Annotated in this window: 7 protein-coding genes, 1 tRNA gene and 1 pseudogene; 6 read left to right on the top strand and 3 right to left on the bottom strand. The window is 61.6% G+C overall.

Going from position 1 to position 11,760, the window contains the following annotated elements:
• Positions 1-12 precede the first annotated feature (12 nt).
• From pepF to RAH40_RS10485, 3 genes are all read left to right on the top strand, one after another.
• A complete protein-coding gene (pepF, locus tag RAH40_RS10495; protein WP_306602064.1) occupies positions 13-1,899 on the top strand; it encodes an oligoendopeptidase F in 1,887 nt (628 codons plus the stop codon).
• Positions 1,900-1,942: 43 nt separating this feature from the next.
• Positions 1,943-3,115: a metallophosphoesterase gene (locus tag RAH40_RS10490; RefSeq protein ID WP_306602063.1), complete on the top strand. Its 1,173-nt coding sequence runs from the start codon at positions 1,943-1,945 to the stop codon at positions 3,113-3,115.
• Between the two features lie 55 nt (positions 3,116-3,170).
• A tRNA-Glu gene (locus tag RAH40_RS10485) sits at positions 3,171-3,245 on the top strand.
• A gap of 176 nt (positions 3,246-3,421) precedes the next feature.
• Here the strand turns inward: RAH40_RS10485 and RAH40_RS10480 are convergent.
• The gene (locus RAH40_RS10480) at positions 3,422-5,107 is read right to left on the bottom strand and encodes an RNA-binding domain-containing protein (RefSeq protein ID WP_306602062.1); all 1,686 of its coding nucleotides are present in this window, start codon (positions 5,105-5,107) and stop codon (positions 3,422-3,424) included.
• Positions 5,108-5,222: 115 nt separating this feature from the next.
• Between RAH40_RS10480 and RAH40_RS10475 the strand changes: the two genes are divergently transcribed.
• From RAH40_RS10475 to RAH40_RS23050, 3 genes and pseudogenes are all read left to right on the top strand, one after another.
• Complete coding sequence (locus tag RAH40_RS10475) at positions 5,223-7,661, top strand: DEAD/DEAH box helicase family protein (RefSeq protein WP_306602061.1); 2,439 nt, start codon at positions 5,223-5,225, stop codon at positions 7,659-7,661.
• Entirely contained in the window at positions 7,658-8,086 is a 429-nt protein-coding gene (locus RAH40_RS10470) for a hypothetical protein (RefSeq protein WP_306602060.1), read from the top strand. The genes RAH40_RS10475 and RAH40_RS10470 overlap by 4 nt, the downstream gene beginning before the upstream one ends.
• A 561-nt stretch (positions 8,087-8,647) precedes the next feature.
• Positions 8,648-9,469, top strand: a pseudogene (locus tag RAH40_RS23050) (alpha/beta fold hydrolase); the annotation flags it as partial.
• Positions 9,470-9,569: 100 nt separating this feature from the next.
• On the opposite strand, the gene RAH40_RS10460 reads toward RAH40_RS23050, so the two are convergent.
• Together RAH40_RS10460 and lgt are read right to left on the bottom strand one after the other, a co-directional pair.
• Positions 9,570-10,172 carry a type IV toxin-antitoxin system AbiEi family antitoxin gene (locus tag RAH40_RS10460; protein WP_306602058.1) on the bottom strand — a complete coding sequence of 201 codons (603 nt, stop codon included), beginning with the start codon at positions 10,170-10,172 and terminating at the stop codon, positions 9,570-9,572.
• A 559-nt stretch (positions 10,173-10,731) separates the two neighbouring features.
• Positions 10,732-11,592: a prolipoprotein diacylglyceryl transferase gene (gene lgt / locus RAH40_RS10455; RefSeq protein WP_306602057.1), complete on the bottom strand. Its 861-nt coding sequence runs from the start codon at positions 11,590-11,592 to the stop codon at positions 10,732-10,734.
• Between the last annotated feature and the right edge of the window lie 168 nt (positions 11,593-11,760).

Here is an 11,760-nt window from a genome sequence, read left to right as displayed (position 1 = left end):
AAGGAGTCCACCATGTTCCGAAGTACCCTTCCCCTGCTTGCCGGAGCCGTGATGATCGCAGGACAGCCCATACCCGACTTCTCCCAGACCGAGCGCGCCAAGGTGCCCGACGTGTACAAGTGGCGCGCCACGGACATGTACAAGAGCGACGCCGCCTGGCGCGCCGAGCTCGACGCCGTCAAGGCCCTCATCGCCGCCCTGGATCCCCTGGGCAAGGCCTGGACCACCGCCCCCAAGGCCATGGGCGACTTCATGGAGCGCCTGGACGAGGTGAACCTCCGCGGGGGCCGCCTGTACCGCTACGCCAGCCACCAGGGCGACATGGACCTGGGCGACACCAACTACCAGAAGATGAAGGGCGAGATCCAGACCGTGCTGGTGGGCCTGGGCGCCAAGCTCGCCTTCATGGACGCCGATCTCATGGCCCTGGGCCAGGAGAAGGTGGAGGCCTACATCAAGGCCGAGCCCCGCCTCGCCTCCCACCGGGTGGGCTTCCTCAAGACCCTGCGCATGAAGGCCCACATCCTCCCCGAGGGCGAGGAGCGGGTCGCCGCCACCGCCGGCCTCTTCTCCGACGCGCCCTCCGGCGCCGCCGGCATGCTCAACAACGTGGACATGCCCCACACCAGCGTGACCCTCTCCACCGGCGAGAAGGTGGTCCTCAACACCGCGAACTACAACAAGCTACGCGCCTCCAAGGTCCCTGCGGACCGGCGCCTGGTCATGGAGACCCACTTCAAGGAACAGGCCCAGTACCAGAACACCTTCGCCACCCTCCTGGACGCCAACACCAAGAAGGACCTCTTCCAGGCGAAGATCCGGAAGTACCCCACCTGCCTGGACGCCGCCCTCTACCCCGAGGCCATCGACACGGCCGTCTACAAGAACCTGGTGGCCTCCGTGAAGGCCAACCTCGCGCCCCTCCACCGCCTCATGCGCCTTCGGGCGCGGATGCTGGGCCTGACCGACATGAACTACGGCGACGTGTACGCCTCCGCCGTGCAGTCGGTGGACAAGAAGTACACCTTCGAGGAGGCCCGCGACCTGGTTCTCAAGGCCACCGCCCCCCTGGGCCCCGACTACCGCAAGGGCCTCGAGCAGGCCTTCACGAACGGCTGGATCGACATCTACCCGAACAAGGGCAAGCAGTCCGGGGCCTACTCCGACGGCGTCTACGGCGTGCACCCCTTCGTGAAGATGAACTTCGACGGCTCCTTCCACGAAGTGTCCACCCTGGCCCACGAGCTGGGCCACGCCATGCACTCCTACCTCTCGGACGCCGCCCAGCCCTTCCCCATGGCCGACTACCCCATCTTCCTCGCGGAGATCGCCAGCACGTTCAACGAGAACCTGCTCATGCACCACCTGCTGGACACGGTGGCCGACGACACCCTCAAGCTCTACCTCCTGGACAGCTACCTGGAGACCATCCGCGGCACCCTCTTCCGCCAGACCCTCTTCGCGGACTTCGAGCTGGCCATGCACGAGCGGGTGGAGCAGGGCCAGTCCCTCACCCCCGACTGGCTCGACGCGAAGTACCTGGAGCTCACCCGCCTCTACTACGGCCACGACAAGGGCGTCATGAAGGTGGAGGACTACATCAAGTCCGAGTGGAGCGCCATTCCGCACTTCTACTACAACTACTACGTCTTCCAGTACGCCACCGGCATCGTGAGCTCCATGGCACTCTCCGAGGCCGCCCTGAAGGATCCCGCCGCCCGGGACCGCTACCTGGCCTTCCTGCGGTCGGGCGGAAGCCGCTTCCCCCTGGATACCCTCAAGACCGCCGGCGTGGACCTCGCCTCGCCCCAGCCCGTGGACGCCGCCCTCAAGGCCTTCGACGCGCTGGTGGGACGCATGGAGACCCTCTACGATAGGACCCGGGCCGCCGGGAAGTGAGGATGCCCCTTCCAACCTCAAGGCAGCCCAGGGGACCTCGCCATTGCTCGTCCTGATCTTCGTCACCCTCATCATCGGCCTGCAGTACTGCCACCGGCAACTCATCCACCGGCTGCTGCCGGAGGGCTATGACCGGTGGGTGACGCCCATCCTGGTCCTCATCCACATCCCCCTGGCCCTCTACATGGCCATGCGGTTCACCGGCAACGCCACCTGGCTGCCCTGGCTCCGCCCGTTCTCCCGGGCGGGCCTGTACTTCCAGATGCTTTGCGCCTTCAACCTGACCATGTGGCTGCTCTCCGAAGGCCTGTGGCGCCTGCGCCACCTGTGGCGGCCCCAGCCGGGCCAGCCCCCCGAGGACCCCGGCCGGCGGAACTTCCTCCGCCAGACCACGGCCGCGGGCGTGGGCCTCGCCTCCTACGGCGTCCTGACCGGCCGCCGCGAGGCCCTGGGCGACCCGGACATCGTCCACCTGCAGCTCTACTTCCACGACCTGCCCCCCGGCATGGACGGCCTGCGCATCGCCCAGATCAGCGACCTCCACGCCGGCCCCCTGGTGAAGGCCCCCCTGGTGGCCCGGTGGCGGACCCTCGTGCAGGCCGAGCGCCCCGAGCTCCTCCTCCTCACCGGGGACGTCACCGACAGCGTCCCCGCGGAGGCCGGCATCGTGGAGGAGGCCTTCCGCAACTTCCCCGCCCCCCTGGGCTGCTACGCCATCCTGGGCAACCACGACTACTTCACCGACCCCCGCCCCATCTGGCAGATCCTGGAACGCACCGGCTTCCAGTGCCTCGAGAACCGCTACGCCTACGTCTACCGGAACGGCTCGCGCCTCGCCCTGGTGGGCCTCCAGGACCCCATGGCCCGCCACGGCCACTTCCGGGACATCCGCTACGGCCCCGGCCCCTCCCCGAAGATCGCCACCGAGGGCCTTCCCCCCGACGTCTGGCGCCTCTGCCTCAACCACCGCCCCAGCGATTGGCCCCTGGCCCGCCAAGCCGGCGCCCGCCTCACCCTCTCAGGCCACACCCACGGCGGCCAGATCAACCTCATCCCCTTCGTGAACAGCGCCCTCCTCCTGGGCCCCTACGCCCAGGGCCTGTACCGCAAGGACGGCGACGTCCTCTACGTGAACCGCGGCCTGGGCGTGGTGGCCCTCCCCGTCCGCATCGGCGCCCCCCCCGAAATCACCCTCATCACCCTCCGCCGCCGATGAAAACCTCTTCCCCATCCCAGGTTCATGCGCTAGAATCAAGGTTCGGCATAACCGTGGCTCCATCGTCTAGCGGTTAGGACGGCGCCCTCTCACGGCGTTAACAGGGGTTCGATTCCCCTTGGGGCTACCAAGCAAACACCCTAGAGAAATCTAGGGTGTTTTTGTGTTTAAGCGGCATTGCAAAAATGGATATCAGGTCGTGCTCCACAGAATGCTCCAAAACGCGTCCCGCGGCCGTGGGTTCAATGGATGCCAATCTGGTAGCGACCATAGCCCGACCATAGATCGACCATAGACAACACCCAACTACTCTTTATTCAGTAGATATATGGTCCAGCGCCTTTGGCCTTGCTGGACCATACGCCCTTCCTTGACCAACCGCCCCAGAAGCGACTTGGCGGCACTCTCGGAAAGGCCGCACAGATCCATGACATCAGCACGCTTTATGGAGCCCTTGGCTTTTGCGAGTTTGAGAACCATGGCCTCTTGTTGGATCATCGCCAGGCCGGTCTGACGCACGTATGCCGTGCTTTGGCCTAGTTGACGATAAATAGGGGCGCTCAGGGTGAAGCTTCGGTCTCGAATGGAACCATGGGCCTCCAACAAGCCTGATTCCACCATCCGTTCAAGGAGACCTCGGGTTGCGGCTTCCGTTCGCTGTACCGATCTTGCGAGTTCTTCAATTCCTGCCCGCCGCTCATGGCGGAGGCAGGACAGGATGATCAGGGCGTCCAGACTTAGAGGTTCTCCACGGCGCTTTTCTTCCGCCAGCACGACCCGGAGGAAATCCAGATCGGCCTGCCCGCCAGGCATGGTGACAGCAACTGAGGTTGTGGTGGAACCGGTGTAATCGGGTGCAAGCCGGCCGAACCGGAGCAAACCTGCATAAATCCGATCCACGCCACGGCCGCTTCTTTCAGCCAAACCGATCCGTTTAAGAGCATCTGCAAGTCGAGGGTTCCTGGGGGTGGGGTCGATGGTCAGAAGGTTGTCCTTGGTGACTCCTTCGGGAAAGCCCCCAGGACCGCTGATCCGAATTCCATCCTGTTCCCAGAGCACTCTGACCATGCCAAGACGGGCGTAGTCCCGATGAACCAATGCATTCACGAAGGCTTCCCGGAAGGCCCGGCGGTCGAAATTCGGAACAGGTACCCGGAACAGGCCCGAATCCATTTCCTCCTCCTGGTAACGAACTTCAAATTGTTCTTCCACATGCTCGAACCAGCGCAGTAGTGGCCATCGTTCGATCCGGTTCACTCTAATATCAGTTCCCTCCATGACCTGGAAAGCCACCTCATGAGTGGGAAGCAGGCTTGACAGGCTGGATAACTTGCCAATGAGCAGGAGCCCCGTCACCGTCGGAAGCCTGCGTCCGTCCAAGCTCTGGACTAGACCAAGGGCGCCATCAAGTTCCTCATCGCTGAGCGAGAGGAGCGCCAGATCTCCACGGTACCGTTCCATCATCTGCCTGAGCCGGGACCTTTCCAAAGGGTCAAAGTCCGCTAATGAGGCCGATTCTAGAGGCAGAGCAGAGTAATCCAAAACCCCGAGATCCGCCTTCCTGGAGAGATATTCCCCCGGATATACGGGAAGATCCTCGGGTTGGCCATCCTCCCTGATCCTCCGTCTCAGTACACGCCCATCGGATGTAGCAACGAGGTGGCGGCTGCGGGGAACCAGGATTCTTGCCACCCTGACACCCTGGATTTCAATTGCCTCGACTTTTACGCCCAAGGGAGGGCGGGTCAGGTTGGCAACCATGGCAGGCAGGCCTTCAAGTCGTGCATGGGCCTTGTGCAAGCCGGTGGGTGTGGCATTGTTCTCGACACCGAGAAACAACACACCGCCTTCCGAATTGGCCATTCCAACCAACGACTCAACCAGTTCACGGTCCGGAAGGCGGTCCAAATCAGATTTGAATTCGGTGGTTAGCGATTCCTTCTCAGGCAGCAGCCCAAGTAAATGCAGGTTTTCAGAGTTTTGAGATGTCATCCCTGATCCTTGAGGGTGTCCCAAGTATGGCAGGGTAGGTAGCAGCGGCCATCAGCGAGGAATTGCGGAATCCGGGATTTTTCGGCATCTTCTTTCATGGTGGAAGCTCCTCCTGATGAATACCCGAAACGATTTGCTTAGCGACTTGGAGCGCCTTGAATCAAGGCTCAATAGTCAAATCCTGCTGGCGGATCGCACACGCCTAGAGATCCAGGCGATCAAGGCTCAACTCGCAAAGCTTGCAGTCCCTGATGAATCACGGGAGATTGCCAACTCGTTTTCGGCTGAAGACAAGATTTCATTATTCAGAAGCCTCTTCCGTGGCCGCGAAGATGTGTTTCCAAGGCTATGGGTCAGCAAGAAGCAAGACAAGAAGGGCTACTCGCCAGTTTGCGCGAACGAACAGAATCCGCTTCTTTGTGACAAATTCAAGGTCAAGTGCGCGGAGTGCCCAAACCGGAGGTTTATGCCCATGGATGACAGGGTGGTCCTGGACCATCTCCAGGGCCGCCATGTGATCGGCGTTTACCCCATGCTTCTGGATGAAACCTGCTGGTTCCTTGCCGCCGATTTCGATGGGGAAGGATGGAAGGAGGATGCCAAGGCTGTCATGGCGACCTGCGCAGAGCTTGGCGTCCCTGCAACGTTGGAACGGTCCCGGTCAGGGCAGGGGGCCCATGTCTGGATCTTCTTTACCGCCCCGGTTCAGGCCGCGACCGCGCGGAAACTGGGCTGCTTCCTTCTCACGACGACCATGAATCGGCGCTACCAGATGAGCATGGCTTCCTACGACAGGCTCTTCCCCAATCAGGACACCATGCCACAGGGTGGGTTCGGGAATCTGATCGCACTGCCCCTTCAAAGGGAGGCGAGAAGGGAGGGGAATACCCTTTTCCTCGATGACAACCTGGAGCCCTTGCCGGACCCATGGAGTCATCTTGCTTCCGTACGTCGCATGACGCCCACCGAAGTCGAAACCCTCGCAGAGGCCGCTTCCCGACAGGGACGAGTTCTTGGGGTACGCTTCGAACCCCTGGAGGACGGCCTGGAAGCGACCCCTTGGGAGCGGCCCCCGTCTGGAAAACCGAAGAAGGCCAAGATCGAAGGCATGGTACCCAACGTCGTCAGAGCGGTCCTGTCCAGTCAGATATTTGTGGAAAAGGAAGGATTGCCCTCGGGCCTGCTCTCCGAAATGAAGCGTCTGGCGGCTTTCCAGAATCCGGAATTCTATCAAAAGCAGGCAATGCGGTTCTCCACCAATGGGATACCCCGAATTATCTGCGCCGCTGAGGAACACCCCCTTCACCTCGCCCTGCCTCGCGGGTGCCGGGAAGAGCTGGCGGCACTGCTGACGGAGCAAGGGAGCCAGCTTGAACTGGAAGACCTGAGAAGCTCCGGAGCATCGACTGGGCTGACCTTCCAAGGCAAGCTTACGGAAGTACAGGAGGCTGCTGCTGCGACGGTTTCCTCGCATGACCTCGGGATATTCGTCGCGCCACCCGGTACCGGAAAAACGGTCTTCGGGGCCTTCATGGCTGCCCAGCGCGGCGTGAACACCCTTGTCCTTGTCCATCGGAAGCCCCTCTTGGACCAATGGCTTGCCCAGCTTCAAATGTTCCTGGGGCTCGGCCCGAAAGAGGTTGGCCAGATCGGAGGCGGGAAGCAAAAGCCTTCGGGGAGAATCGACGTAGCCATGATCCAGAGCCTTGCCAAACGGGATGGGGTCAGTGACCTGGTCCGCAACTACGGGCAGGTGATTGTGGACGAATGCCACCACGCGCCGGCGACGTCGTTCGAACGGGTGATGAAGGAAATCCGGGCTCGGTTCATACTCGGCCTGACGGCCACGCCCTATCGACGGGATGGACTCCAGCGCCTCCTCCACTTTCAATGCGGCCCCGTTCGTTTCCAGGTTGGGGCGGCGGCTAAGGCGGCAGCGCAGACTTTCTCTACTAGGCTGATCGTCAGGGAGACCCGCTTCTTTGGCCAGGGCACTATCCAGGATCTTTATGGTTCACTGGTGGTGGACCCCCTGCGTAACGCAATGATCATTGCGGATGTCCGGCGTGCGCTTCTGGAAGGTCGATCTCCAATTGTTCTCACGGAGCGCAGGGAACACCTCGAACTATTGGCAGGAGCCCTGAAGGATTCAGTAGAGCACGTCATCATGCTACATGGCGGTGTCCCGGCCAAGGCCCGAAGGGAAGCTCTTGCCGATCTCGCGAAAGTGCCCAAAGAAGCTCCGAGACTCATCCTTGCAACCGGGCGGTATATTGGCGAAGGCTTTGATGATCCACGCCTGGACACCCTGTTCATGGCGATGCCTATCGCCTGGAAGGGCACCTTGGTCCAATACGCCGGTCGCCTTCACCGCCTCCACCCGGACAAGGTCGAGGTTCAGGTGTACGACTACCTGGACAGTTCGATGCCCGTGTTCAAGAAGATGTTCGAGAAGCGGATGAGAGGCTACCGGGCCATGGGCTATGAGACCGATGACAACAGCCGAGGCGGTTTCCTGTTCCCCGTACACCAGGCGGAGGAGCAATTGCGATGACTACCGAAGCCGAACTTCGCGACAAACTTCGGAAGATCGAAGCCCTTTTCGCAGGGGCCTATACAGAGGGAGAGCGCTTGGCCGCCATGGCCGCCAGGGAGCGGATCCAGTTCAAACTTAAAGAGATGGGGGCCCACGAGCAACCCATCGAGATGAAGTTCACGCTGGGTGATGGTTGGAACATGAAACTATTCCTGGCCCTCTGCCGTAGATATGGGCTGAAGCCCTACCGGAACCATGGCCAGCGGCGGACCACTGTGATGTTGCGTGTTGTTGGCAGCTTTGCGGATGAAATTCTTTGGCCTGAATTCACCCAGTTGGCCGAGGCTTTGAAGTCCTATCTGAATGAAGCCACGGAGAGGATCATTCGGGAGGAGGTATTCAGGGATACAGAGGAGGCAGATTCGAGGGAGGCAGGAGGTTGAACTGCGGGAAATCCTGATAGTCCAAGAAGCCGCGCCGGAAGAGACGGAACTCATGCTTTTCCTTTACAGCACTTCGCGTGTGGACGGCGTTAACGGTGTCCCGGTTTTCCGAATAAGTAGATTGTATGCGAATGTATTTCATCAATAGCAATTCCGATGGCAGGTGGGATCCCCAAGGTGCTCCACGAAATGCTCCAAAACGAGGTTTTTTAGGGTGTCCCATCTTTAAATTGCCAATTAAATGTTTAAATAATTTAAGTTATAATTTATATCTGCCGGTATCAGGCCTCTCACGGCGTTAACAGGGGTTCGATTCCCCTTGGTGCTACCACTGAAATGATTAGACTTAGAAGCTGGAGACACCCTCCGGCTTCTTTTTTTTACGCTCTTCCTCACAAAACGTACTCACATAGGTCATTACGGGTCGGGGCGAGGGGGGCGAGACTCGGCGCAGATCAATTGAGGTGGTCGGGGTGAGCAGGGCATCGGGGCGGCGATGCTGATGATCTACACATCGACTGATCCGCAGCATGGCTTTACCTGGTTGACCCAAGCTAGTGGATGTTCCCGAGCGGTTGTGAACCCTTCGGCTGGCCTCCGGGTACGGAACTTTTGAGGTCCTTCCCGCCATCCATTGAACCTTGGCAAAGGTTCAGTTGGTCGCTTATGAAGGGGAGGGCAGTGGAAGGCCGCGGCATTAAGACCATCCGGCTAGAGGGTCCTCAGGGCGAGCTATGGGCTCACCTTCGGGGGGACAGCGGTACTCCAGTCCTTTTTGTCCACGGCAATGGGGGCAGGGACAGCCAGTGGGAGGCCCAGGTCGCCGCCCTCGGGACCCATTGTCAGGCCGCAGCCCTGGACCTGCGAGGAATGGGGGATTCAGAGCCGCCCAGGAATGGGGACTTTTCCATCGGAGGCTTCGCCGAGGATGTGGCCGCCATGGCGGACGCCCTTGCCTTCCGGTGTTTTGTCCTCGTTGGCCACAGTCTGGGAGGTTATGTGGTGGCAGCCTGCGCGGGCTTGTTCCCCGAGCGCCTGCTCGGACTCGTCTTTGTGGACCACGGTGGTGACCCCCGCAACGATTCCGAAGCTGACCTGGAAGCCCTGACCAACGGGCTTGCCCCTGAGGCTTTCGATGCCTTCGCTCGCCAGGCCATGGAGACGTGCCTGAAGGGGGCGAGGTTGAAGGTCAAGGAACAGGTGCTTGCCCAGTTGCAGGCAACGCCCAGGGCCCATTTTGCAGGCGCCGTCCTGGGCTTGTTGGACTTCGATGCCGGCGCCGCGTTGAGGTCCTACCAAGGTCCCAAGCTGCACCTCCATTCGGGCTTTCTTGAAGAGCAGGGCCTGGTACCCATCCATGCCCAGGCCCCCGGCATCAAAGCAATCCTGGTGAGGGATTGCAGCCATTGGGTGCATATGGATCAGCCTGACCTTTTCAATGCCGAACTGGATCGTTTCCTGAACCTTCATGCACTCAACCCTTCTAACGCTTGGCAAGGCGGCCACCTGCACTCCGGTCGAGATACTGTTTGCCCCGTGGGCGCAGTGTTTCAAGGGCCTTCAACGTGGACTCGTTCACGCCCAGCGCCTCCTGGTGCTGTTCAAGGAAGTAGCCTACCAGGGCAGAGGTGGTCGCATTACCCTGTCGCTCCAGGTAGGCCAGCACCGCGGCAGCGTCCACCAGGCTGAGCCCTTCAAGGGAGCGCCAAGCCTCTTCCCAACCACCCCCCAGGTCGGGGCGATCCAGGACATCGACCAGGGTCCTGGCCACCGAGGTCACAGGCAGATCGAAGCCCATGCGGTCCATCATTGCCACTTCCATGGTCAAGGCTGCCTCCTCCAAGGCTTCCCTGGGCTGCACTGGCTTGTAGGCAACACCCCTGAAGGTCCAGCCCCGCTGAGAGCGTGGCACCAGGATCTGGATGGTCTCAAAGGTGGAGTGGGCCAAGCCATGGAGTTCCAGCGCCGTATGGTAGCCGAGGACCCCAGTGGGGCACCCGAGGTAGCCAACCAGGTAAGCATCCACTGGGGAGTTTGCCGGTGTGCTGCCGGGAGCAACTGCCGCAAATAGCCCTCTGCGCACCATGAGGACGTGGCTGGTCCTTTGGTGGCAGCGGAGCAAAGCCGCCACTTCAACTCAAAGTGGTTCAATTTTAAAATTCAGAGTTCTTGACATCGGTGGTGTGTAGCACCTGCATCACGCATGAGGATCATTGGAGACCACCTTCGCCAGCGTCGAGAAGCCAAACGGCTCGGCGACCCCAAATTCTCGGTGCGGGGGCTTGCCGCCATGGTCGGCGTCGAACCCTTCCACCTCAGCAAGGTCGAACGGGGTATCGAGGCCCCGCCCTCCGAGGCCCGGATGCTGGCCTTGGCCCAAAACCTTTCGGGCTGCTCCTCCGGGAACGGCGAACCCAGCCCAGACACGCCGTGCTCCGCCTGGTGCGGAAAGGGCGGGATGGCCAATGAATTCCTACGACCGGTTCTTTCCATACCAGGGCACCAGGCCGCAGGGGGGGCGGGGACCTGGTGGCACTGCCCCTTCAACGGGAGTCGGGACAGGAAGGGCCCAGATCCCTGGCCTCGCTGGTGATGAATGTCGATCCTGCCTTTGCTGACCTCATCCAGACTCGACTCCGCCAGGATCAACGCCGGGCAGGGTGCCCGTCACGCAGGAAAAGAGCGCCGGCCACGATGGAAAACCCCACGAGCCCGAGTTGCAGTGCGGTCATGCCCGCCCAGACCAGGGCATCCCGGTCCCCGTGGAGGAATTCCAGCCCGAACCGCAGGGCCGAGTATCCGCCGAGGTGGCACCAGAAGATCCGTGGCCAGGACGTCTCCCCCGCGGCGGCCTTCCGGGCCAGGAGGACGACGATGGCAGCCAGGGCCAGGTCCCCCAGGGCTTCGTAGAGTTGGGTGGGGTGGAGGGGAACGGTTGCCAGGGCTGTGGGCGGGATGAAATGCCGCCCGGCGCACCAGGTCCAAGCGTCGCTGGGGGCGCTGGGGTCGCGGGTCATCCAGGGGAGGATGGTTCCGTATTTCGGCAGCGGAACACCCCAGGGGAGCGCCGTGGGGACGCCCCAGGCATCGCCGTTCAGGAAGCATCCCACACGACCGGCGGCCTGCCCCAGAAGGACGGCCGGACTGGCAATGGCAAAGGTCTGCCAGAAATCCACCTTCGCCCTGCGAAACCATACGAAGGCGGCGGTGACGCCACCGGCCAGGCCCCCGGTGATGGAGAGCCCCCCTTCCCAGATGAGGAAGAAGGAGAGGGGATGGGCAAGGAGGCTCTTCAGGTCCCAGAACAGGAAATCGAAGAGCCTGGCCCCGAGGATGGCGCTCAGCAGGATCCACGGGAGGCCGTCCAGGAAGACGGCGGTCCCCAGGCCGGCCTTCCTAAGGCGGTGGGCCGCCAGGACGGTCGCCGTCAGGATGGCGATGATGAAATAGAATCCTTCGTAGAAGTGGACGACCTTGAATCCAAGGTCGAGGTGAATGGGCCACACAGCGTTCTCCCTTGAGCCAGTGTCATACGCCAGGGCCGATCCGGGGAACCTTTTGGTTGAGCGGGGCCGTCAGGTTTCCGGCCCGCGGATTCCTGCCGTGCTTCTCGATCCTCCGGGCGCCGGTCCCCCCTGCCGCGGAACGACCAGGGTCCATGGATCAAGCCCAGG

It is taken from the genome of Geothrix sp. 21YS21S-2 (genome assembly GCF_030846775.1).
Classification (GTDB): Bacteria; Acidobacteriota; Holophagae; order Holophagales; family Holophagaceae; genus Mesoterricola.
Note: the sequence above shows the minus strand (reverse complement) of the source record. Positions and strands in the feature narration are given on the sequence as shown.